Source organism: Haloarcula argentinensis DSM 12282, assembly GCA_000336895.1.
GTDB lineage: Archaea > Halobacteriota > Halobacteria > Halobacteriales > Haloarculaceae > Haloarcula > Haloarcula argentinensis.
Map to the genome: position 1 here is coordinate 1 of AOLX01000029.1, position 21,827 is coordinate 21,827.

The 21,827-nt window shown below is 54.6% G+C and carries 23 protein-coding genes and 1 pseudogene; 10 read left to right on the plus strand and 14 right to left on the minus strand.

Annotated elements, in window-relative coordinates:
• The 7 genes and pseudogenes from C443_RS20895 to C443_RS19525 all read right to left on the minus strand — a co-directional run.
• Positions 1-308, minus strand: a pseudogene (locus tag C443_RS20895) (tyrosine-type recombinase/integrase); the annotation flags it as partial.
• A complete protein-coding gene (locus tag C443_RS19500) occupies positions 199-1,683 on the minus strand; it encodes a dockerin type I domain-containing protein (protein ID WP_318249606.1) in 1,485 nt (494 codons plus the stop codon). The gene C443_RS19500 and the pseudogene C443_RS20895, both read right to left, overlap by 110 nt.
• A gap of 254 nt (positions 1,684-1,937) precedes the next feature.
• A complete protein-coding gene (locus C443_RS19505; RefSeq protein WP_005538574.1) occupies positions 1,938-2,756 on the minus strand; it encodes a hypothetical protein in 819 nt (272 codons plus the stop codon).
• Positions 2,757-2,862: 106 nt separating this feature from the next.
• Entirely contained in the window at positions 2,863-3,885 is a 1,023-nt protein-coding gene (locus C443_RS19510; protein WP_005538575.1) for a tyrosine-type recombinase/integrase, read from the minus strand.
• 353 nt (positions 3,886-4,238) lie between these two features.
• Positions 4,239-5,912: a transposase gene (locus C443_RS19515; RefSeq protein ID WP_005538576.1), complete on the minus strand. Its 1,674-nt coding sequence runs from the start codon at positions 5,910-5,912 to the stop codon at positions 4,239-4,241.
• Between the two features lie 399 nt (positions 5,913-6,311).
• On the minus strand, positions 6,312-6,740 hold the full coding sequence (locus C443_RS19520; protein WP_005538578.1) for a low molecular weight phosphatase family protein: 429 nt from the start codon (positions 6,738-6,740) through the stop codon (positions 6,312-6,314).
• Between the two features lie 81 nt (positions 6,741-6,821).
• Entirely contained in the window at positions 6,822-7,211 is a 390-nt protein-coding gene (locus C443_RS19525) for an ArsR/SmtB family transcription factor (RefSeq protein WP_005538580.1), read from the minus strand.
• Positions 7,212-7,644: 433 nt separating this feature from the next.
• Between C443_RS19525 and arsD the strand changes: the two genes are divergently transcribed.
• Genes arsD through hcsS form a run of 4 tightly spaced genes read left to right on the plus strand, consistent with a single transcriptional unit; the run spans position 7,645 to position 10,447 of the window.
• Positions 7,645-7,974 carry an arsenite efflux transporter metallochaperone ArsD gene (gene arsD, locus C443_RS19530; RefSeq protein ID WP_005538582.1) on the plus strand — a complete coding sequence of 110 codons (330 nt, stop codon included), beginning with the start codon at positions 7,645-7,647 and terminating at the stop codon, positions 7,972-7,974.
• A gap of 3 nt (positions 7,975-7,977) precedes the next feature.
• Entirely contained in the window at positions 7,978-9,903 is a 1,926-nt protein-coding gene (gene arsA, locus C443_RS19535) for an arsenical pump-driving ATPase (RefSeq protein WP_005538583.1), read from the plus strand.
• Positions 9,900-10,268 (plus strand): halo-CC-star protein HcsL, encoded by a 369-nt coding sequence (hcsL, locus tag C443_RS19540; RefSeq protein WP_005538585.1) that lies wholly within the window; start codon positions 9,900-9,902, stop codon positions 10,266-10,268. The genes arsA and hcsL overlap by 4 nt, the downstream gene beginning before the upstream one ends.
• Positions 10,259-10,447: a halo-CC-star protein HcsS gene (gene hcsS / locus C443_RS19545; protein ID WP_005538586.1), complete on the plus strand. Its 189-nt coding sequence runs from the start codon at positions 10,259-10,261 to the stop codon at positions 10,445-10,447. The genes hcsL and hcsS overlap by 10 nt, the downstream gene beginning before the upstream one ends.
• Before the next feature lie 70 nt (positions 10,448-10,517).
• Here hcsS and C443_RS19550 read toward each other — a convergent pair whose 3' ends face one another.
• The 7 genes from C443_RS19550 to C443_RS19580 all read right to left on the minus strand — a co-directional run bounded on the left by C443_RS19550 (position 10,518) and on the right by C443_RS19580 (position 16,219).
• The gene (locus tag C443_RS19550) at positions 10,518-10,847 is read right to left on the minus strand and encodes an ArsR/SmtB family transcription factor (RefSeq protein ID WP_005538587.1); all 330 of its coding nucleotides are present in this window, start codon (positions 10,845-10,847) and stop codon (positions 10,518-10,520) included.
• A gap of 430 nt (positions 10,848-11,277) precedes the next feature.
• The gene (locus C443_RS19555) at positions 11,278-11,631 is read right to left on the minus strand and encodes a type II toxin-antitoxin system PemK/MazF family toxin (protein WP_005538588.1); all 354 of its coding nucleotides are present in this window, start codon (positions 11,629-11,631) and stop codon (positions 11,278-11,280) included.
• Positions 11,628-11,996 (minus strand): MarR family transcriptional regulator, encoded by a 369-nt coding sequence (locus C443_RS19560; protein WP_005538589.1) that lies wholly within the window; start codon positions 11,994-11,996, stop codon positions 11,628-11,630. Before C443_RS19560 ends, C443_RS19555 begins: the two co-directional genes overlap by 4 nt.
• 403 nt (positions 11,997-12,399) lie before the next feature.
• Complete coding sequence (locus C443_RS19565) at positions 12,400-12,621, minus strand: hypothetical protein (RefSeq protein WP_005538592.1); 222 nt, start codon at positions 12,619-12,621, stop codon at positions 12,400-12,402.
• A complete protein-coding gene (locus tag C443_RS19570; RefSeq protein ID WP_005538593.1) occupies positions 12,621-14,234 on the minus strand; it encodes a TrkH family potassium uptake protein in 1,614 nt (537 codons plus the stop codon). Before C443_RS19570 ends, C443_RS19565 begins: the two co-directional genes overlap by 1 nt.
• Positions 14,235-14,492: 258 nt before the next feature.
• On the minus strand, positions 14,493-15,203 hold the full coding sequence (locus tag C443_RS19575) for a potassium channel family protein (RefSeq protein WP_005538594.1): 711 nt from the start codon (positions 15,201-15,203) through the stop codon (positions 14,493-14,495).
• Positions 15,204-15,454: 251 nt separating this feature from the next.
• A complete protein-coding gene (locus C443_RS19580) occupies positions 15,455-16,219 on the minus strand; it encodes an Lrp/AsnC family transcriptional regulator (RefSeq protein ID WP_005538595.1) in 765 nt (254 codons plus the stop codon).
• A 414-nt stretch (positions 16,220-16,633) separates the two neighbouring features.
• Between C443_RS19580 and C443_RS19585 the strand changes: the two genes are divergently transcribed.
• The 6 genes from C443_RS19585 (at position 16,634) to C443_RS19610 (ending at position 21,825) form a co-directional block, all read left to right on the plus strand.
• Positions 16,634-17,506, plus strand: a complete 873-nt coding sequence (locus C443_RS19585) for a universal stress protein (RefSeq protein WP_049944157.1) — start codon at positions 16,634-16,636, stop codon at positions 17,504-17,506.
• A gap of 351 nt (positions 17,507-17,857) precedes the next feature.
• Positions 17,858-18,208 carry a hypothetical protein gene (locus C443_RS19590; protein ID WP_005538597.1) on the plus strand — a complete coding sequence of 117 codons (351 nt, stop codon included), beginning with the start codon at positions 17,858-17,860 and terminating at the stop codon, positions 18,206-18,208.
• A 1-nt stretch (position 18,209) separates the two neighbouring features.
• On the plus strand, positions 18,210-18,653 hold the full coding sequence (locus C443_RS19595) for a universal stress protein (RefSeq protein ID WP_005538598.1): 444 nt from the start codon (positions 18,210-18,212) through the stop codon (positions 18,651-18,653).
• A gap of 55 nt (positions 18,654-18,708) precedes the next feature.
• The gene (locus tag C443_RS19600; protein ID WP_005538600.1) at positions 18,709-19,395 is read left to right on the plus strand and encodes a potassium channel family protein; all 687 of its coding nucleotides are present in this window, start codon (positions 18,709-18,711) and stop codon (positions 19,393-19,395) included.
• Between the two features lie 128 nt (positions 19,396-19,523).
• Positions 19,524-21,041 (plus strand): TrkH family potassium uptake protein, encoded by a 1,518-nt coding sequence (locus C443_RS19605; protein WP_005538601.1) that lies wholly within the window; start codon positions 19,524-19,526, stop codon positions 21,039-21,041.
• A gap of 103 nt (positions 21,042-21,144) precedes the next feature.
• Positions 21,145-21,825 (plus strand): potassium channel family protein, encoded by a 681-nt coding sequence (locus C443_RS19610; RefSeq protein WP_268237886.1) that lies wholly within the window; start codon positions 21,145-21,147, stop codon positions 21,823-21,825.
• Positions 21,826-21,827 lie beyond the last annotated feature (2 nt).

The following is a 21,827-nucleotide window of genomic DNA, read 5'->3' on the forward strand; positions in this document are numbered from 1 at the left end:
CCACCGCCGATGATATCGTTCGCTTCGTCACGCGTGCGCTTTGCGGCCTCTTGTGCGTAGCCTTCGTGTGTTGTCTCGATAGACTTGTGCCGCAGTATGTCCTGAGCCAGCTGTGGGTTTTCGCGATAGATTTCTCGCCCGAGGCCACGCCGAGCGCCGTGTGGTTTCAGCGGTTCCTCAAACTCGTAGTCAGACCACTCACAGAGATCGGCGAGGATATTTCGGGCTGACTGCGTTGTGATTGACGGTGTTGGGCTGAACACCACCGCCGTGTGTTTGTCGGGCTGGCTCGGTTGCGTTGTACGTCGCTGCCCAGTTGGTAAGATCATAGACTGCGAACGTAGAGAAGTGGGTTGTCTTCGCAGTTACTGTGTTGTTAGCGGCGTCGACAGTGGAGTTTAACGGCACGAAAATCCCCATCTCAGGATCGTATGTGAACACGGCGAGGTCCTGACTCTCATTTTGAACCCCCGTTTCGTTGTACGCCAGAGTAACATTAGCCGAGGAAAAGTCTCGCTCGGAGGTGAGCTCAACAACTGGCGAGGCGCTCATATACGTCACACGGGACGTGTTGAATCGTGGTTCGTCTTGGGGAGCAATGGTCGTTTCATTCCCGATGTCACCGTTGCCAGTCAGACTCAGTGTGACTCCGAGTGTCTCGTTCGTAGCCGTCGTGGTATAGCTCTCTTCACCATCAATAACGCCATTGTCGTTGCTATCGGCCACGAGTGGGTCTGTTTCGAGGCGAACTTCTTCGCCGTCTGGAAGCCCGTCACTATCCGTATCCGCGGTGAGTGGGTCGGTTCCGAACTGGTGTACTTCGGCCCCATCAAGCAGGCCATCACCGTCCGTATCTGGATTGGTGCTGAGGGTTCCCGCGACGGTCTCGTTGTAGGTGCTCAGTGAGTCGGCATCGAGATCGGCAGCGCCATCCTGTACGCCGTCGTCATCTGTGTCAGGGTCGGTCGGATCAACACCCGGGAGCCGTGATTCTACGCTGTCAGGAAGTCCGTCATCGTCTGTATCGTTACTTCGAGGGTCAGTGCCAAGCTGGTATTCGCGATATGCTGGTAACGTATCAGTATCCCAGTCTTCTGCGCCGTCAATCACAGCATCCCCGTCAGAATCTGCTATCATAGGGTCGGTGTCGGTGACGTTTCGCTCGTATGCATCTGGAAGTCCATCGCCATCGGTGTCGTTCGAGGGTGTCGAGCGTGTAGCCGCGAGGAGCCATTGGACATCTTCGCCGTCAGTTCGCTTATCACCTGTATAATCATACGCGCTCCAGTTAGCACCAGCTGCCGTAGTCCCCAGATGACGTGACAGTGCGTTAGCGTCGACGGTGTTGAAAGCCCCATCTCCGTTGACATCTTCGTAGAGCCCGTCACCATCTGGGTCAGTGGGTTGATGCTCACCGACGAGTGGGTACGGCTGAGAGTCGTCTTCCCGGGGCGCTAACTGCGCAATGGCACTCGCACTCGGTTCTGTTGAGTCATTCCAACTGGCCGAGATTTCTCCGGTCGTCTGGTCTCCGGCTGTTGAGGTGGGTGTCTGTGCCGATTCGTTTTCGGCTGTCTCTAACGGACCAGCCCAGATTCCGGCCATCACCCCAAATATTAGACCGACAGTTAGTACTAGCAACACACCAAGCAACGCCTGTAGTTTTCTTGTTGAGCTTGTCATATGAAGTCTCAATAGAGGTACTGTTGCTATTTATCTCAGTTGTTAGGATACTTAATCCTACTTACTCAGTAAAAATATTCAATGAAGCAACTTGCAATAGTAGCTGGCCTTTGTATAGCCACGTTCAGCGGTGAACCCGTATACTATTTTCCGCGGGACAGGAGCATTTGCTATGGACAATCAAGAGTGAGATAGCAGCCCAGTGCGACCACTCATATCACACCGATTAGTCTCTGTTTAGTAGTCGATAATAGCTACCACAGTTGTTGTGAAGCCGGCTCACTCAAATCGTATGCCTCTTCGAGTTTATAAGTTGTTGGCGGTTCAGGGACACCGAATTCATCCTCGTGATCAGTTGCCTCATCAATATCAATCTGGTTCCAGCTGTAGGTATACCTTGGACAGCGCCGAACAAGCGGTTCGCCGAAAACGGCTAATGATTCACCGTATGTCTCAACCAACTTAGAGAGGGTAGCCTTCGGTATGATGAACCACTTCCAATGTTCACTTCCTTCATCAAGGTAGCACATGTGTAGCCCGATATCACTGAGTACAGTGTCGTTCAGAGCTGCGCCGAGGGCTCCCTGCTGCTGGTATGACTTTTGAGCCTCGTCGTCAACAGGGGGATAGCGGAATGTGGCTGTCGTCACCGTCTCGCCACTCTCCCCGGTAACGACCAATCGGAACGCTCTGGGGTGGGTTGATTTGAGTCTGACCCATTCGTCAGCGCCAACACTCTGGAAGTTGAATCCATACCCAAACCGATTCACCGCATCATCGGCCTGATTTTCAAGGTTCACTTTGTGACCGTACCTACTGTCGGTTACCACCCCTAACTCACTATGATTGAGTACATCTTGCAGTACCATTGTCTTATTAGCAGATGTCGCCCTCTCGCTTGGAGCCGAAATATTAAATTCGCCAGCCACAGCTTCAACTGATGAGTCAGCGTCACCGTCGTATTCCATGATGACATCAAGTATGTCCTGATCGCTTAGCCCGAACTCTTTGAGAATAGCCACAATGTCAGTGGCAGCGTTGAGGACTGCTTCTGAGAAATTGTCTCCAGACATCAGTCGATAGTCAGGTGGGACTTACATAATAGTCATTCTTCCCCATCTCGGTGAACAAATCGGTTGAAGTGTCGCTTACCTCCTTCTACCGAGGTGATGTCCCAACCTACTCACCGCCGATGATATCATTCGCTTCGTCACGGGTACGCTTCGCTGCTTCCTGTGCATAGCCCTCGTGCGTTGTTTCGATTGACTTGTGTCGCAATACGTCTTGAGCCAACTGTGGGTTCTCGCGATAGATTTCTCGACCGAGGCCACGGCGAGCGCCGTGTGGTTTCAGCGGTTCCTCGAAGTCATACTCAGACCACTCACAGAGATTGGCGAGGATGTTTCGGGCTGACTGGGTTGTGATCGACGGCGTCGGGTCTATGGCTTTCGCCGCATTATCGAGCCGTGGAAACACGGCTTCGTCTTCGTCAGGCTCTCGAAGTTGCTTCCAGCGGCGGAGCGGGCGAAGCGCGTCGTCGAGGATCGGCGCAGACTCACGGGTTCTGTTCTTGCCGAACACCTGCATCGTGCCGGCGTCAAAGTCAATGTGTCGCCACCGGAGACCGTTTCGTTCCTCATCATCAGAGACGGCGACGAGTTCCGCGCTGCGGGCTCCGGAATAGGCGAGTAAGAAGACGAGTGCCTGGTCGCGGTAGGCCGCCGTGCGGTCGACGTCACCACTTTCGCCGGCTTCGTCGACGCGGGCAGTGGCAGTCGCGCAAATGGCTTCGCGGTCGCGTGTCGTCCAGTACTGTTGGTCAGTTTCAGTCTCGTCGGTCGGAAGCGGGCCTTCGGCGTGGTTGGTCTTGGCTGGGTTCGTCGGAATCAGGCCCTCGTAGACGGCCCAGGTGAGAAACGACCGGACATACGCGAAGTACCGCCGTGCTGTTTCCGGCGAGATATCGTCCCGGTCGTCGACTCGGGCTAGATTACGAGCGTACTGCCGACAGAGATCATCGTCAATCTCTTCCGGACCGGTGATACCATGCTGGTCCCGACTCCATGCCGCGAACTTCCGCAGCACGCTCGCGACGTTTGTTCGGTAGCGTCCGGAGTCGATATCGACCAGTCGTTTCTCGACGGCTGCTTCGAGGGCGTCGTCCCCGGGAGTAGCATCGTACTCAGGCGGAAGCCGATCCATGCTTCCCGTACAGCGGCGGTCCGGGTAAAACTGGTGGTGCTTATTGGGATAATACAAACCTAATCTCAAAACCAGAATATCACCGTTCAGAGGCTCCGTAGCGCTTAGATTGGATAAGACGGCATCTATAAACCACATAATGCTATACTAAATTTGCATATGTGGAAGTTGAGACTACAGCGGGTTTAGCGGGGCTGTAATGCATGTATTTGGACGAATCGTCGAGCGAAAACAGCTCCAGACCAGCTCTCAATCATTCCTTCATGTTGTATTCCTGACTGTATCGCCGGATTATGGAGACTTTCGCAAGTGTAGCCACTCAGACTCCGCGTTACCCAAATTGAGTTGCCTCTCTACCCGATGCCAGTCTCCTTCTTCAAAAGCGTCAGCGTATTATCGGCCGTCACAATCGGTGAGTGTTCGTATTCACCGGTCAATTCGACCTGCACGAGCAAATCAACCGCCCGCCAGATCGAGTACAGCAGACACGCAAACGCGAAATAGAAGAATCGCAGCCCGAAATTCTTGGATGTCGTCGCAGCCATGAACCGCTTGATCGATTTGTATCCGCTCTCGATCTCCCAGCGATAGCCGTACTCGGTGAGGAAACTACCCCCATGATTCGACATGAACACTGAGTACTGGCGGTGATCATTATGCTCAGAATCTTCTTTCCGTCGGTAGATCAGCGTCGTCTCGTGCCACTCGTTCTTCCCGAGGTGGAGTTTCCGGTCGGTCTCGTATCGGTCTTGACCCCGCTGGAGCAGGCGTTTGGCCTGGGCTTTCTCGCTGGTCTGCATTCGTTTCGGCACCACATAGGAGAGGCCGCGTTGGCTGAGCATCTCCAGAATGTGCTGACTGTCGAACTCACGATCCATCAGTACGTTATCGACGTGAACGGCGTCTTGGGCTGAATCCAGCAGATCCTCAACGATCTCTTTCCGTGATTCGCCTCTTCGTACAGGACGTGCATCCAATACGATTGGAACAGCGTTGCCGACTAACTGGACCGTCGCCCACTGATAGGCGTACTCGTCGGTTTTCTCCTTCGTGCCGATGATTTCGTCCTCATGGCCCGTTCTATCGCCTGTGAAGGGATCCGCTTCGGTGATGTCGATGGCGACAACCCCTGCTCGGAAGAACTTCTCTGTTTCCGCCACCTCGTTCAGGAGTCGATGGATGGCACGCCGGTACATTTCTCGAATTTGCTCGATAGAGAGGTCACGAATCTGACCACGATGGACGTGCCCCAGCGGTGTCCGGTCACGGGGTGATTCGTAGACAAAACTGCGAGCTCCCTCATTAGCAGCCAACCGTTCCCTAAGTCCGAGATACGTTTGTAAGTCCCAATACGCGTTCTCATGGATCTCACAGCCGCTGTCCCGCTTCAGTGAGAAGGCTGGGAAGACAATGCGGCTGATGTGGTCGGTAATCGATCCCGCTTCGTTGAGGATAGCTTGATCGTCTGGGGCTGGTTCCTCGTCGTCACCGTGAGATGGAAACTTCCGTTCTGGCTCGCGCGGAACAGCAACATCTGCATTCTGGGCTTTGATCAGAATCGTCCGCGCAACTGCCTCAATTGTCTCACGAAGTTCTGTAGTGAACCGTTCGTGCCAGCTGCGCCACAGTGTCGACTGGTTTGGGACCGTCGTCAAGCCCAACTGCTCACAGAGTTCAAGACGGTGGGTGAGGTACGTGACGAGTTCTGTTTCATGACTCCAACCGTGAATTTCTTTGAGTAGAAACAGTCGGAACAGTTGGTCCATCCCGTACTGAGTTGCTCCAGAATACCGATCGTGTGGCCCAAACTGGAAATACGCTACTGGGTAGTGAGACACGAACTCGTCGACGGAATGGTGGGCCTCGTGGTCGAACCATGTGGCCGCAACGGTCCGGATGTCTTCTTCGAGGCTACCAAGTGAACTCCGGTCGTACAGTGGTGTCGAATCATACGCTGGCCACTCACTGTATGACTGTTGTGCGATTCGTCGAAAGACACTGCGTTGAGAGTCACGAGTTGCAGCCACTACGGGACGCTGCCCACGACAGACTCAAGAATCCGTCTAACTTGCCAGCACAAGAGTTGTTTTGTGTCACATAGACTTGGTATCTACACGGTCCGAAACAGTGTGACGCCAATGAGGGTCTGTCGAGGTTCCAGGATTTCCACAAGTAAACACTGCCCACCATTCGTTTTTAGTTAAGATTATAACCAACAGTATTGGTGAATATGATTCTCTCTGCTGAGTTGCTATTGGTCGTGAAACTAGGAGATACGCAATGTCAAGAGTGGGTCATTTGGGCATATTGAAGCGGTGAATGGACGAAATTTGGCCGAAAACCCCGACCAAGCCGTATTATTGTGAGTATTAACTAAAGACGAATGCACTGCCCACTCACCATACCGAAAGTACGCTTATTATCAATTAGTTGTTGGGAGTGAACTCGTCGAGGAGGTCTTTGACACGGTGGGCTATATCGTCTCTGATCTCGCGGACACGTTCCATATCTTGCCCATCAGGGTCGTCCAGTGCCCAATCGCGGACATCGACGGTTGTCGCGTCGAGTTCCAAGGTCGAGCAGCCCATCGTTGCGACCACGTCGCACGATTCCAGTTCGGCTGTCGAGACTTTCCGAGGTGTCCGGTCTGAGAGGTCGATGTCGAGTTCGCGCATGACCGTGACAACTTCCTCGTGCACGTGATCAGCAGGCCGTGTCCCACCGGTAAGTATCTCGACGCTGTCTTCGAGACCCCGCTGCTCACGCTCCTGCTCGGCGAAGGCTGCCGACATTTGACTCCGGCCGGCGTTCTGTACACAAACGAAGCCAAATTTCGTTGTCGAGTTATCCGTCATAGACACTCAATCCTGCGTGTCGGTAATAAACTCTCGTCTGTGAACTAGACTGGTCGCTACAACTTTCAGTCAGTCGGCCGTTCATTTCCGAGACCCGTCAAGCGCGACTAGCAGCGCGTTTGCCCGTGCCGTCGTCCGGTATTTCCGCCACTTCCCGTCTTTCCGGCGAGTTAGAAGTCCGGCGTCGGTGAGCTGGGAGAGTGCGTGACTGATGGCGCTGTCGCTGACGTCCAGCAGCGGGGAGAACTCACAGACACAAAGCTCCCCGTCGGCGATGTGCAAGATCCGGACGATTTTATATCGCGTTTCATTGGCGAGCGCGGACAGCACACTCACGTCCGCTTCGAGGTCGGGACCGCCCGCGGCCGCGTCCAGTTCTTCGAGTTCGGCGAGTCGCTGGGCCACTTCCGCATCACCACAGCTACCGCTTTCATCGGAGAGATACCGCTGTAACCGCTCTGTTGATGACATACACATTGATTGAGGAGACAGTAAAGTAAGTGTTGTGGATTTGATATCGCAAAGCAGTAACATCAAAACAGGCCTATTTTAGTGTTTACTCATTCATCTATGTATCGCAGAGGACAGTAACACGTACCCGATGTTAGTGGTGATGAAGAGAGGCTGATAGAACTCGGCAATGCGGTGTAGAAATTACGTGTGCAGGCTAGATAGTACAATAAGGCGGATTGAAGGTGTCACTATTCTCGTCCGATCACCCACTTCATGTCGTCGAGTAAACGAGGTCCTGATGAGGAATTACGGGCAGCCAACGGAATCGCAGGCTGACCGAAGGCTTGAAGTATATATGAGATAACGTTCAACTGAATCCGGCAGAGCAGTTCCGGTAATCGTGAAGCGGACTCAAGCGTATTACCGATTCAATTGAACACTCTGAGAAACTATGACTGAACTCACCCTGTACGAAGAAGCGATGTGTTGTTCCACCGGCGTTTGCGGACCGGACCCCGACGACGAACTCGTCGAGGTCAGTGCCGCCCTTGACCAACTCGAAGAGGAGTACGATGTCGAGGTGACGCGGGCGAATATGCAACACAACATCGACCAGTTTCTGAACACCCAGCGCATCTACGATATGGTTCAGGAGAACGGCCCCTCGATACTTCCGATCACCGTCGTCGACGGCGATATCGTCGCCAAATCGGAGTATCTCTCCTACGACGAACTCGCGAACGAATTGAGCGACGCGCAGAGTCCCCCACAGGAAGCGTAACCGATGAGTACACACACTGGAGCCAGGGAAATCGTCGAACCGAGCGGTAAAGATACCGAATTCGTTTTCTTCAGCGGGAAGGGCGGCGTCGGCAAGAGCACCGTCAGCTGTGCCACGGCGACGTGGTTAGCGGACAACAACTATGAGACGCTGCTGGTGACAACCGACCCCGCGCCGAACCTCTCGGACATTTTCCAGCAGGAGATCGGCCACGAGGTGACCGAAATCGACGACATCGACAACCTCTCGGCCATCGAGATTGACCCGGATCAAGCCGCCGAGGAGTACCGCCAGGAGACCATCGAACCGATGCGGGAGCTGCTTGACGACGAACAGATCAAAACTGTCGAGGAGCAACTCAACAGCCCATGTGTCGATGAGATCGCGGCCTTCGACAACTTCGTCGACTTCATGAATAGCCCGGAGTACGATGTGGTCGTCTTCGACACTGCGCCGACCGGCCACACCATCCGCCTGATGGAGCTTCCCTCCGACTGGAACGCCGAACTGGAGAAGGGCGGCTCGACCTGTATCGGCCCCGCCGCTTCCATGGAGGACAAGAAGGCAGAGTACGAGCAGGCCATCGACACACTGCAGGACGACGAGCAGACGACCTTCGCGTTCGTCGGCAAGCCCGAGGACTCCTCGCTCGACGAAATCGAGCGTAGCGCTTCGGACTTGAGTGAACTGGGTATCAACTCACAGCTGCTCGTCGTCAACGGCTACCTTCCCGACTCGGTCTGTGACGATCCCTTCTTCGAGGGGAAACGCGCGGACGAACAGGCAGTCATCGAACGGGCGAAAACCGAGTTCGACGCCGACGCCACGGCGACGTACCCACTCCAGCCCGGTGAGATCGCCGGCCTAGACCTGCTCTCGGACGTTGGTGGCGTCATCTATGACGGCGAGGAAGCGACAGTCGAAATCGGCTCTGCCACGGACGTCGACACCGACCAGTCAGTCGACGTCGAGACGCTGGCCGACCCCGAGTCGGTCGCCGAACAGTTGACGCCCGGCGATGACACTCGCTACCTCTTCTTCACTGGGAAAGGCGGTGTCGGCAAGAGCACTGTCGCCGCGACATCGGCGACGAAGCTCGCGGAGGCCGGCTACGAGACGCTCGTCGTCACGACCGACCCGGCCGCCCATCTCGAAGACATCTTCGGTGAGCCGGTTGGCCACGAGCCCACGTCGGTCAGTCAGGCGAATCTCGACGCGGCCCGCATCGACCAGGAGAAGGCCCTCGAAGAGTACCGCGAGCAGGTCCTGGACCACGTCCAGGAGATGTACGCGGACAAGGAGGACACCGAACTGGATGTCGAGGCCGCCATCGCCAATGTCGAGGAAGAGTTAGAGTCACCGTGTGCCGAGGAGATGGCTGCACTGGAGAAGTTCGTGAGTTACTTCCAGGAAGACGGCTACGATATTGTCGTCTTCGACACTGCCCCGACAGGCCACACGCTCCGCCTGCTGGAACTCCCGTCCGATTGGAAGGGCTTCATGGACCTCGGCTCGCTGACGAAGGGGGCCGCTCCGGCGAAGGGCGACCAGTACGACGAGGTCATTGAGACGATGCAGGACCCCGAGCAGAGTTCCTTCGCGTTCGTCATGTATCCCGAATACACGCCAATGATGGAGGCCTACCGTGCAGCCGAGGACCTCAAAGATCAGGTCGGTATCGAGACAGCCTTCGTCGTGGCAAACTACCTACTACCTGGAGAGTACGGCGACAACGCCTTCTTCGCGAACCGACGGGCCCAACAGGAGAAATACCTCGATAAGATCAAGGACCGCTTCGAGACGCCGATGATGTTCGCGCCGCTGCGTCGAGACGAACCGGTCGGGCTGGACGAACTGCGCGCGTTCGGTGACGAGATTACCGGTCTCTCGGACCTGACGGAGCGAGAGCAGGAGGTGACCATCTCATGAGCGAAGGGCAATCCTCCGAGGCCGCCGTTGAAGAGCAACTCCGGACATTCATGCAGACACTCACAGAGTCAGAGACCTATCAGGAGTTCGTCGACGCCAGCGAAGCCCTTGAAGAGGACTCGGAGGCGTCGGCATTGCTGCAGGACTTCCAGCAAAAACAACGACAGATGCAACAAGGTGGGTTCGACCAATCGCTCATGAGCGAACTCCAGGATCTCAAATCGGAGATGGACGAGAACGACACGATCCAGCGCCATCGCGAAGCACAGGAAGCACTTGTCGAACTTCTCCAGGAGACCAACGACGTGATAAGCGAGCAGATCGGCCGGCAGTTCGCCCAGGCAACTGGGGGTGGGTGCTGTTGAGCACTACCGACGGAGACGTGTTAGACGCGGCCGAAGCGCTCGGCGAGGAACTTGCAGCGATGCAGTCCGATGCGGATGACTTCGAGTTCGAGACCGTACTGAAACAGTGCAACGAGGCTATCAGCGAGGAGACAGGGATTCAGTACGACGACGTCTGTGACACTGGCGATTGCTGTTGATCGGATATCCCCGGAAGTATTCTTCCGCCACGTGTTTCCTGCACTGGCTAAGTCGCTTCGATAGCACGACTCACCGCGTGCCGTCGAGCACGGCCACGAGAGCAATTGCTCGCTTCGTCGCCCGGTAATGTCTGGAACGCCCGCGTTTCTCTTTTTGTATGAGCCCGGCGTCACAAAGGAGTGTCAGCGCGTGACTGACGGCACTGTCACTGACATCGACGTGCGGGGTAATCTCACAGAAATCGAGCCCGCTGTCGACTTCGACGAGCAGTCGGACGAGCCTGTATCGGGTTTCGTATCCGAGCGCTGAAAGTGTCTGAACGTCAGTCTCGACCGCGTTCTCACTGAGGAGGGTTTCTAAGTTCGCTATCTCACCGTCGTCCGATGACGATTCAGACATTACACACGTTCGTACGGTATCGGGGAACGAATAAGTATACTGGTGGCTCAGAGAGTGTTCCGATGCTATCTGGTCTCGTCGCTGTCGGCTGTCAGCGACCGCACTCTCATCGCGCTGGACAACGGTCGGGGCCTAAAAAAAACAGGGCCACGCCTGAGCATGACATCCCCGCTCCCAGAGCGGTCTGTTTGAGTGCTGTGGGTCCTGTTGGAGGATCATTACACTCTCTCGTATGAAAATCCCGCACCGCCAAATTCTAATTCTCAGATCGCCGTGGATGGTCGACGGCGATGCCCGTCAGAATGATTAAGAGCGGGACCAAGACAATCGTGGAGGCGAACCTTCGTTAACGGCTGAGTGGTCGGTTCGCTTACGTAGGGAACAGCCATTTCATTGAGCCCCCCGAATCAAAAATCGCTGGAAGAACTGGCTACTGTAGTTCCTCAGCGAGTGCAGCGACTGCTTCGTCAACGAGATCGCGTTCTAGACGGCCCTGCCAGTAATCGATATCCTCGTGGTCGATCGATTGGATACCCCACGGAACGATCCGACTCTCGTCTGGCGTCCCACCACGAAGCCAACTCTCCTCGGAAATATCGATGAGCCCGTCCATCCAAGATTTCGTCGTGAGCGTCACCGCAATGTACTGCTCGCCATGAAATGGACGTCCTTCGTGGTTTGAGAGAATCAACCATGGTCGGGCGTCTTCCTCGCCTTTGAACGGATCATCACCGTAGACGACATCTCCCCGTTCGAAAATCGGGGAAGCCTCCTCATCGGTCACTGTTCGTCCACGCTCGGATGTGGCTCGTCTGGGGCGTGTTCGCGCCACGACTCCTTGTCTTCCTCACCGAATTGCTCGTTGAACAGGGTAGTCGCCCGCTCGTAGCCGCTATACCCGTCGAGACGCTCGGTGTCGTCGGTCACCGCCCAGTACGTCGCTTTGTGTTCGACGAGACTGCGGTCTTTCAACCGTGAGAGTGCGGTGCTGACTGCGCCCTCGTCTATGCCGATTTGAGAGGCAATTTCGCGCGCCTTGAATGCACGGTCCTCGTGAGCAGCGAGAAACCCGAGGACTTGGTCTGGGACAGAGAGTTCCTCGAGTTCGTCCTCGCTTGTGTTCTCGAATGTATCTCGATCGATAGACATCGTTGAGTGGATGTACGTTACCCACTGTAAAGAGTGTTAGTACTGAAACCTACGAAAGTACTGAAAGTAATGATACTAACTAAGCCAATGAGTAATGTTCACCCTCGACGACAAGGCGATTCGAGGACCGTATGCATTGAGAGCGCCAGTCTCAACTACTGTGCATATGTGGAAGTTGAGACTACAGCAGGTTTAGAGCGGCTGTAATGCGTAGTTTCGGCCGATCCAGTGAACGGAAACTGATACAGATTGCTCTCCAAACAGCCAATCTTGTTGAACCACCAATCATGTTAGTGAATTGCCACAAAGGATACACGCACTTGCACGGGATATGAAATCGTTCACTCACTGGATGAGTTAAGAGACCAGTGAGCTGGACGAACCCGCTAATAAGTAGTAGGCCCTAAGTGCTACTCTCTGTAGTTTCAGCAACTCCCTTATATACGATATAGCTGAGAAACCCACCCGTATAGGCGACTGCAAGGAGGATCGAAGGTAACGTGCGGCCAAGAAAAGTGATGATAATGATCACGATTGGCCCTAAAATAAGAAGCGCGTCGAATACGGAGTCATCTGCGCCAGCCGCGAGGAGCGGGCCAATGAACGGAATCTGTTCAAGTTGCATTAGTCATAAACCTCCATAGAGACGAACAAGCTCCGCAAGAGTACTAAGACCGGAATTATCTCAAGTCGACCGATCCACATGTTGAACAAGAACATGACCTTCGTGACCGTCGGCATCCCTGGGCCCGTGATGCCCGACGAGAGCCCAACGTTACCTTGCGCGGAGGCAACCTCGAACAGAACGTTCTCTAGAGTGTAACCTTCTGGACCCATCGGAAGGGCGATCATAAAGACGAATGCAGCGACGCCAAGGAAAAGAATCCAGAGGAACGTGATGATGGCGGCCTCTTCAAACTCCTGCGCTGCTTCGTCATCTGATAATGTTCGGTCATCCAGTCGGAATGTGCGAACAGCAGTTGAAGGGTAGAACACGTCACGGATACGAAACAGAATCCCCTTTCCGAGAGTGAGCAACCGGATGAGCTTGATCCCCCCGACAGTTGACCCGGCAGCTGCGCCGACAATCATTCCGAACGCGACTGTCAACTGTGCGGGCGCCGACCATCCCGGTCCGAGCGAGCCTGCAGTCTGGAACCCGGTACAGGACGCCGCCGAGACGAACTGGAAGATGGCAAATCGAAACGTCTGAAAGAGCGTTGCTGCCCGGCCATGGAGAACGATTCCAGCAACGGTCATCGTCTCTGTCTGGTAAAATCCCTGACCAAACAATAAGGCAGTCAAAATCAACGTCCCGAGGCCGAAAAAAATGAAGACCCACCGCGTCTGGAGATCTTTGTAGAGGTTCCGGAGGTTCCCGCGTAGAATTAAATAATGAATCGGGAACGCGATACTCCCAAGAATCATGATGGGGATGAGTGCGAAGTCGATGGCGACACTGTTGTACGTGCCTATCGAGTTATCCGTAATCGAGAATCCGCCAGTTGCGAGCCCGGTCATCGCATGGTTAATCGCATGCCACATCGGCATGCCAGCCAGCCACAGGAGGAGGATCGAGAAGAACGTGAACAGGAGGAAGATCCACCAGATAGTCCTGACAGTAGACACGATACTAGGATGAATCTTCTCCGAACGCGCTTCACTTTCGTAGAGCGTCAGTGACCCACTTCCCGGGCGTGCGAGAATAGCGGTCGTGAGCACGATGACTCCTACGCCACCAACCCATTCGATGAATGAACGCCACCACTGGAGCGTGTGTGGAAGCGCCGCCTCGTTATCGGTCATCGTCAGTCCCGTGCCGGTAAACCCGCTCATGCTCTCGAAGAACCCGTTGAGGGGATTCTGGAACGCAGCGAGTGTACTGAACGTCCTAGTTCCTCCGGTCGTGAACCGGGCCGGAATTTCGAGAACCGAGGGATCAAGTCGTGCCGTCCAGGCAATAAGCAGGAATGGGAGGGAGCCGAAGACTGCTACAAAGAACCACCCAGAGGCGGCGATCATCATGCCATGCAATCGACCTGGATCGTCTGCGTTCTGAAAGGCTCGGGAAAGCCCAAACCCGACGAGCAAAGGGAGCAGTCCTGAAAGGATCATACCAGGAACAACCCACCACTCTTGCCAGACGAGTGGAATAAGAACGGAGACGAGAATGAGACCCGCTAGCGCCTCGAGCATCCGCCCGAGGTCGCGAGCAATTGTCCCAAGACGATTAGCCATACAATTTCGGTATGCTGAACGAGAACTTAAATTGGCTGATTCACTCCAAAGAGGTGGGCCGTTAGATTGCGTAATGGGAAATGGTTACTTGCGAGTCCCGATATCTGGTCGAAATCCTGACATCGAGCATATTACGTCGCGGTACGGTGGGGCCCTCCGTACCCGGACAGTTCCGAGAGTTGTGCTACAAACAGCTGTGAGGAATTTTGACCACACTTCCCGAGTCTACGACTACCGATTGAGCGATTCCTACACCACTCATAAACTGAATCTGCCCGAATTGTTCGTTTCGTGGTCCTCGTAATGTCCGAAGATATCTGTCACCTCTGGTGTTGCTCCAGTCCCCGAATACACCGTGAGCAGGTCACCGGTTTCAATGCGGGTCTGTCCACGGGGGGTAATAGGAGAATCCGATTCGGGCCGTTCAATCGCTACGACAAGTGTGTCCTCATCAAGCAGTCCCTCCTTGTCCGCTTCGATGAGGTTCAGCCCAGCGATCGGTGCGTCCTCAGCGACCGTAATCTCGAACACTTCGGCAACATCCCCGACACGCATGTAATCAACAATCGATGGTCGATCCACAGACCGGAACAGTGATTCTGCGATGAGGCGCTGTGGATTCTCCATTGTGTTGACACCGATCTGCCTGAAGAGGTTCATGTGCTCAGGGTTGTGGACGACTGAGACGATACTAGGGATTTCGAGTTCCTGTGCGAGCAATGAGATCATGACATTGGTCGCGTCCTGATCCGTCGTCGAGATGAGCGCATCAGCCCGGTCAGCTCCGGCATCCTCCAGCGTCTCCTTGGTCGTCGCGTCCGCGTTGATGACCATGCAGTCGAACTCATTAGCGACTTCGTCCGCTCTCGCCGCGTCTTTTTCGATGACAACAACTTCGTTTCCAGTTCCGGTTGCGATTTCAATGAGCGGTGTTCCGATATCGCCAGCTCCGACAGTGATTATGTACATGTGTTATTTGTCCTATTAGTGCTGTTTTGGGCTGAGTCCCTCATGATCAGTATCCTCTACGAATTCCTCGTTTCGATGTCTGCCGACATACCGCGGATGTAATTGAGGGTTCGCTAGAGTGAGAATTGCGGTCCTGAAATAAAAACCTCGCTATCTTGCGCAATCCACATACTATCGAGGGTTAGGCCAGCAATCCGAAGAGATGTTGAGTATAGGACCAGTCTAGTAGTATCGAAGAATCGCTCGGGTCTTCACGATGGTGTCATCGGTTGGTTCGTGTTGCCAAACGACTCCAGTGTCGACTCTGGCACGCCGTCCCGGGCGAACACGGAGATGAGATCACCAGCACGAATCTCCGTGTCACCTTTGGGCGTGATCATTTCATCTCCACGCTCAATGGCAATAACAAGCACTTCACTGCCAAGCAGCGATTGCTGGTTAGCTTCTCGTAGTGTCGTATTGACTATAGGGGCGTCCTTGCTGACGGTCACATCAACTACTTCGGCTCCGCCGGAGAGAGACACCATATCTGTCATTGCACCCTGCTTGGGTGCGCCGTCCGGCCCAAATGGCTCGTACGGGGTAAAATACTCCTCCTGAATTAGGTCCTCGTCCTCGATTTCTAGACCGAGTTTACTGAGCTGGTGGGCTATTCGTGTGAGGTCGCTCATTTCTTCGCCCACAGCCTTGATTTGGAGGTTCCCACGGCCCGTCCTGAGTTCACGAACGTTCACGACTCCGGGAACTGTGAGTGCCTTTCTGGCGAGATTTTCCCGCTCACTCGCCGAAGTGTTACAAACGAATAAATTAGTCATGCGACTTTCACAGCGTTCGTAGTCGATATCAGCGTGATACCCTTTGATGATGCCCGCTTCTTCGAGTTGGTTGATTCGATTGCGAATGGTCCCCGGAGAGACATCCATCTCCTCGGCGACCATCGGAGCCGAGATATTCCGTGCATCTTCCTGCATCGCATATATAATGCGTTTGTCTATTTCGTCGAGACGACGACTCATACTAGATATACAGGATGCGTGCCAATCCCTTTTTCCCCTGCTGCCTGCAGTGGGCTGTCAGCGATTTCAGGCGTCGGATGGTGGTCTGACCAACCGACAACGTGGAGTCTTACAGATCGTGCACCATGGACAGGTCTGATCCGTCTGTTCACCTGTGGTCTCAGATAGCGAACGTAGACCGGCCTGTGTCACCGGGAAAACGGGGCGCGCGTACAAAACGTATCCCGACCCGTTGCCAGCGTATTGAGTCTGATGTCTGCTGGTAGCTGTGTTCCGGCAATAGTCTACGAGACTAGTCTTGCAGCTGGTTGTCTCCGAAGGCATCAATCCGTTGTTTAGGGAATATATATTCTTCTAGCTACGGAATCCGGAACGATAGAGTGGATTTATTACGGATAGACAGTCAGTAGTGGCATGGCCCACACTGAAACGAGTCTCCAAGAATTTCTGGAGCGGTCCAACCCGCCCGATTCTCCACCGAGAATACTGTACCCAGTTTTTAGTTCTCATGATAACTTCACGTTTCAGGCCGCATTGAATATCGCAAAGGGGGCCGGAGCGGAACTCCTCGTGCTAGATTTACTTACAGACGCTGGTCTGGAAACAGCAGAGACCTCACGTATCGGTCGAAAATTACTCCAAGCAAATCTAAACGACGGTCATACCGTCGATGCACATTTGATCGTCGAGGAAACGAACAGTCCGCTAAAGACAGCGATCAGGGTGGCGAAACAACGGAATATCCAGCTGGCTGTCCTTGACGAACACACGCCGGAACTGTTTGCCGAGGGAGTTCGTGGTGACGCCGCCGATCGGATGCGAAAAAAAGCATCGTGCGACGTCGTTTCAGTCATATACTCGCGTGCTGGTCCGGGGGTCGCATCAGTGCTTGTTCCGGTTGCCGAAGGCAAACATTGTGACCTCGGCGTCATCGTCGGTGGCGCTCTCGGGGTGGGTGCAGATGCTCCCGTTGACCTCTTCCACGTGTCTGAAGACAAAACCGAAGCCGAAGTAACACGGGTAGAAGAACTGTTCGAAACGGCCAAGAAGCGTCTTCCTGAATCTGTCGAACTGGACACATGGCATCTTGAAGCGCCTGACGTCGCGGAGGCAATCATTAACGAATCCGCACATTACGACGTGACTGTAATGGGGGAACCGACGCAACGCAGCCTTCTAGAGTTCGTCACGGGTTCAATCACTGCGAGCGTCACTGAAGAGTCAGAGAATGCAGTTCTCACAGTACAGCGGAATGGAGGAGAGGAATTCAGTTTCGAAGAGAAGTAATCTGGCAATCATCTGGTATCAACGAACCCACGGTAGTGGACTGTTGTAATAGACTTCATGTGTGTAGCACTCCCTCAACGTCCCGATCAAGTGTTCCCATTCGACGGTAGATATAGCTGTTAAATTCACCAGACCAGTAAATGACAGCATACCAAACTGATTTCGGAATACGTAATTTCGTCCGACTCTTTTACTGTATAAGGATACTAGACGGTACTTTTTTAATCAAGCGATATTTCTAGACTCGAGAGGACAGCTCCTGTGGAGTAACCAAGTCGTTCGAACGGCCGACTCGCCGGCCTATATCGACTGCGCAACGGGGCCAGAAACAGAGCAGCCCCCAAATGAAATATGACACAATCTGAGACCAACCCCCCCAAAAATATCCCGAAGGAAATTACGACTGTACTGGAAGCCAGTAGTGACGCGCGACTCAGGGAGATTATCCATTACGCACAGCAGCTCCTGCGGGAGCATCCACCGCTCACAGATGCGATCGAATCTCGGGCGGGTGAAGAGCTCGTTCGAATCGAGGACCATGGAGCGTACACGATTGTCGTCGTAGAACGCCCGGAGGAAACTGGCGAAGCACGAGGCCCGTTCGCCTACAGGGTCAAGTGGGAACACGCTATCGGCGACGAGGATGGACAGTACCGGTGGCACTATCTCGGAAAAGTACACGAAGAAAACGAGAGTGACTGAGATGTCTGCGGAATTCTTCCAGCGAGTCATTGTTCCAGTCGCTAACGAAGACGACGCGAGGGCGACAACTTCTGCTCTTCGCCCGTACGTAGCAGGGTCAGACTGCACTATTATCGCCGTCCATGTCATCGAGAAAGCCGGTGGCGCGCCGGACAAAGCGTCAGTCGAACAGCGCAAATTGGTTGCGAGAGATATATTCGCTGCCGTCAGAGAGAGATTCGCTGACACGGGTGTCACACTGGAAACAGAGCTTCGGTACGGGACCGATATCGCATCGACACTCATTGAGGCAGCACACGAACTTGACGCCAGTGCCATCGTCTTCACTCCCCGTGGGGGGAGCCGCTGGCAAAAACTGTTAGCTGGCGATGTAACACACAACCTCATCAACGAGAGTGACATCCCGATTCTGGCGCTCCCTGACCGAGAGGTGAGTGACGCGTGAGTGAACCAAGAGCTGGGCGTCTCGGTCGACAACAAACTCTTAACTGAAACCACATATGTATATCATCATCGTCGGAGCAGGCGATATCGGCTCACCGCTGATCAATATCGCCACTCGAACTGGAAACGAAGTTGTTGTTATCGAGAAAGATACAGGAAAAGCCGAGGAGATAGCAAGCGAGTTCGACTGCCTGGTCATCAACGCGGACGCGACGATCAAGGAGACATTGGAGGATGCCGGAGCGGATCGAGCGGACGCGATTATCTCAACGACGGATCAGGACGCGACGAACGTGATGGTTTGTCTGCTTTCCAAAGAGTTCGAGATTCCGGCAATCACGTCAGTCGTTCACGATGCAGCGCACATGAACCTCTTTCGTCAGATCGAGGTGAATACGGTCGAGAATCCACAGCAACTCATCGCCGAGCATCTCTACCGTGCGGTCGCCAGACCGGCTATCGTCGATTATATGCGGATCGGCGAGGACGCAGAGGTGTTCGAAATCACAGTTAGGGAGGATGCGCCAATCACTGGCAAAACACTCACAGAAGCCGGTGAGGAGGGAATCCTTCCGAATGACGTCTTGATCGTCGCCATCGGTCGTGATGGCGAGGACAGGCCACTGACACCGCGTGGGAACACCCGAATCCAAACGAACGATCTGTTGACCGTCTACTCCGCAGCCGGTGCGAACCCAGATCTCACCGACATCTTCGGCCATTACGAAGACCAAACAGCGTGATCACGGGAGAATCCAAATCAATGTCCAATTCATCTGTCGGTCGCCTTGACTTCCTGACAGCCTCGAAAACGGTCTGTAGAGACGTTGGTGCCTTGCAGGTACTCATCGGCGGGCTGATGTTAGTCCCCATGCTTGTCTCGCTGGTCTATCAGGAGTGGTACAGCGGACTGTCGTTTCTAATCGGTGCAGGGATCACTTCGCTTGCTGGCGGGGCAGCGTACAAACTGTGCGAAGATGCCCCTGAACCGAAGCGTCACCACGCGATGATCGTCGCGGCCCTCGGGTGGCTCGCTACGGCGGCGTTCGGTGCCCTCCCGTTCGTAATCGCGGCCTACATCACGCCACCGGCAGTACTCGAATCATTCGTGCCAGCGGGGGCAAGCTATCAGTCAAGCCTACTCAATTTCCAGAACCCGATCCATGCCTTCTTCGAGAGCATGAGCGGGTACACAACGACGGGGCTGACGATGAGTGTTCACGAACCGTCGGTGGGCCACGGCTTCCTCTGGTACCGCTCACAGATGCAGTGGATCGGTGGTGCGGGGATGATCGTTCTCTCGCTGGCAATTTTGCGGCAGCCGCACGGGACTGCGGGCCTCTCGCTATATCAATCAGAAGCACGAAATGAGAAACTTCGGCCGAGCATCGTGGGTACGGCGCGTGCAATCTGGAAGATTTACGTCGGCGTCACCGCAATAGTTGCCGTCTATCTGGCAGCAGCCACGTTCCTCGTTACCCCGAGTTACGGTATCGAGCCGACGATTTTCGACGCGATAAACCACGCGATGACTGGCCAGTCCACCGGCGGGTTCAGCACACTCGACAATTCTATCGCCGGCTACGACTCATACGCGATGGAACTCATTCACATCCCCGCGATGATTACCGGGGCAATTTCGATTCCAGTCTACTATGAGATGCTCTCCGAACGAGATGTCCGAGAATTCACACGTGACCCACAGGTGAGAGTGTTGTTTGGCTTCTTCATCATCGGTGTAGTCGGCCTGACGGCGTTTCTCGCTCGATGGGTCGGCGTGCCTTACAACGGTAAGCCCATCGCGTACCTCGGGCGTGTGGCGACGAGTCAGGCGTTCCGTGATGGTCTCTTCCAGTTTATTAGCGCACAGACGACGACGGGGTGGCAAACGTCTGCAATCGGCGACTGGAACAACGGCGCAGTCATGTTCATCGTCTTCGGTGCGATGTTACTCGGCGGTTCTGCCGGTGCAACGGTCGGCGGGATCAAACTGCTGCGTGGCTATATTATCGCACGTGGCATCAGTTGGGAGGTCACTCGCGTGTTCCTCCCCGACCACGCAATTGACGACCTCCGGATTGGGCAGCGGATACTCAAAGCCGACGAGGCAAACACCGAGATTAGTGCCGCGACGACGTTCGCGTTCGCGTACCTCGTCTTGCTCGTCCTCTCGCTGTTCGTCCTGTTGGCAGTGCTTCCGACGGATTTCACGCTCGCCGATGGGATTTTCGAAGTAGCGACGGCACAGGGGACCGTCGGCCTATCGTCGGGGATTACTGGCCCAGAGATGCCGGTCATCGCTGAGGTCCTGTTCATCATCCAGATGTGGATGGGGCGGCTCGAAATCATCCCCGTCCTAGTCCTGATTAACGCGATCTTCAGGCGGTGACTCGAATGGATAGTCAGCGTCAATTCCGTCCGCCTGTGCTTGATGTACCCGGCCCGCCCTGCACAGTAGAAGCGCTCGCTCGTATCGCTACGCAACCAATACCATCACGATACCACCAATGTACGTAATCATAATCGGCGCAGGCCGCACCGGAAGCACCGTTATCAACCTCGCAACGCAGGACGACCACGAGGTGGTCGTCATCGAACGCGATACAGAATTGGCCGAAGAGGTGAGTGCAACCTACGACTGTATGGTTATCAACGCTGACGCAGCATCGAAAGATATCCTGCTCGAAGCCGGCATCGAGGAGGCCGACGCACTTATTTCGACCACGGAAGACGACTCGGTAAACCTCATGGTGACCATGTTTGGAAAGCAGTATGGGGTCGAGACGCTCGTGAGTTCAATCAACGACCCCGCCCACATGGAACTATTCGAGGACCTCGGCGTGAATATCGTCGAAAGTCCGCACCGTCTCAACGGTCAATATCTCTACCGGGCCGTCCAGCACCCGGGGATTCAGGATTTCCTGCCCATTGCTGGTCAAGCTGAAATCTTCGAGATGGCAGTCAGTTCGGGCGCTCCGATCGATGGCCTCGATTTAATCGAAGCTGATAACAACGATCTGTTGCCCGAAGAGACGATAATCGTCGCCATCGTCCGAGATAGCGAATTGCTCATTCCGCAGGGGGAAAGCGAGATTCGTGCTGGTGACACCGTCACCGTTTTCGCGAAAAACGGGGCGACGAGTCGGATTACGGATGTGTTCAGAGGGTCATAACG

Excerpts from the sequence above, each read along its gene's own strand:
- C443_RS19500 (WP_318249606.1), bottom strand. The coding sequence starts at position 1,683 with ATGACAAGCTCAACAAGAAAACTACAGGCGTTGCTTGGTGTGTTGCTA.
- C443_RS19505 (WP_005538574.1), bottom strand. The coding sequence starts at position 2,756 with ATGTCTGGAGACAATTTCTCAGAAGCAGTCCTCAACGCTGCCACTGAC.
- C443_RS19510 (WP_005538575.1), bottom strand. The coding sequence starts at position 3,885 with ATGGATCGGCTTCCGCCTGAGTACGATGCTACTCCCGGGGACGACGCC.
- C443_RS19520 (WP_005538578.1), bottom strand. The coding sequence starts at position 6,740 with ATGACGGATAACTCGACAACGAAATTTGGCTTCGTTTGTGTACAGAAC.
- C443_RS19525 (WP_005538580.1), bottom strand. The coding sequence starts at position 7,211 with ATGTCATCAACAGAGCGGTTACAGCGGTATCTCTCCGATGAAAGCGGT.
- arsD (WP_005538582.1), top strand. The coding sequence starts at position 7,645 with ATGACTGAACTCACCCTGTACGAAGAAGCGATGTGTTGTTCCACCGGC.
- arsA (WP_005538583.1), top strand. The coding sequence starts at position 7,978 with ATGAGTACACACACTGGAGCCAGGGAAATCGTCGAACCGAGCGGTAAA.
- hcsL (WP_005538585.1), top strand. The coding sequence starts at position 9,900 with ATGAGCGAAGGGCAATCCTCCGAGGCCGCCGTTGAAGAGCAACTCCGG.
- C443_RS19550 (WP_005538587.1), bottom strand. The coding sequence starts at position 10,847 with ATGTCTGAATCGTCATCGGACGACGGTGAGATAGCGAACTTAGAAACC.
- C443_RS19560 (WP_005538589.1), bottom strand. The coding sequence starts at position 11,996 with ATGTCTATCGATCGAGATACATTCGAGAACACAAGCGAGGACGAACTC.
- C443_RS19565 (WP_005538592.1), bottom strand. The coding sequence starts at position 12,621 with ATGCAACTTGAACAGATTCCGTTCATTGGCCCGCTCCTCGCGGCTGGC.
- C443_RS19570 (WP_005538593.1), bottom strand. The coding sequence starts at position 14,234 with ATGGCTAATCGTCTTGGGACAATTGCTCGCGACCTCGGGCGGATGCTC.
- C443_RS19575 (WP_005538594.1), bottom strand. The coding sequence starts at position 15,203 with ATGTACATAATCACTGTCGGAGCTGGCGATATCGGAACACCGCTCATT.
- C443_RS19580 (WP_005538595.1), bottom strand. The coding sequence starts at position 16,219 with ATGAGTCGTCGTCTCGACGAAATAGACAAACGCATTATATATGCGATG.
- C443_RS19585 (WP_049944157.1), top strand. The coding sequence starts at position 16,634 with ATGGCCCACACTGAAACGAGTCTCCAAGAATTTCTGGAGCGGTCCAAC.
- C443_RS19590 (WP_005538597.1), top strand. The coding sequence starts at position 17,858 with ATGACACAATCTGAGACCAACCCCCCCAAAAATATCCCGAAGGAAATT.
- C443_RS19595 (WP_005538598.1), top strand. The coding sequence starts at position 18,210 with ATGTCTGCGGAATTCTTCCAGCGAGTCATTGTTCCAGTCGCTAACGAA.
- C443_RS19600 (WP_005538600.1), top strand. The coding sequence starts at position 18,709 with ATGTATATCATCATCGTCGGAGCAGGCGATATCGGCTCACCGCTGATC.
- C443_RS19605 (WP_005538601.1), top strand. The coding sequence starts at position 19,524 with ATGCTTGTCTCGCTGGTCTATCAGGAGTGGTACAGCGGACTGTCGTTT.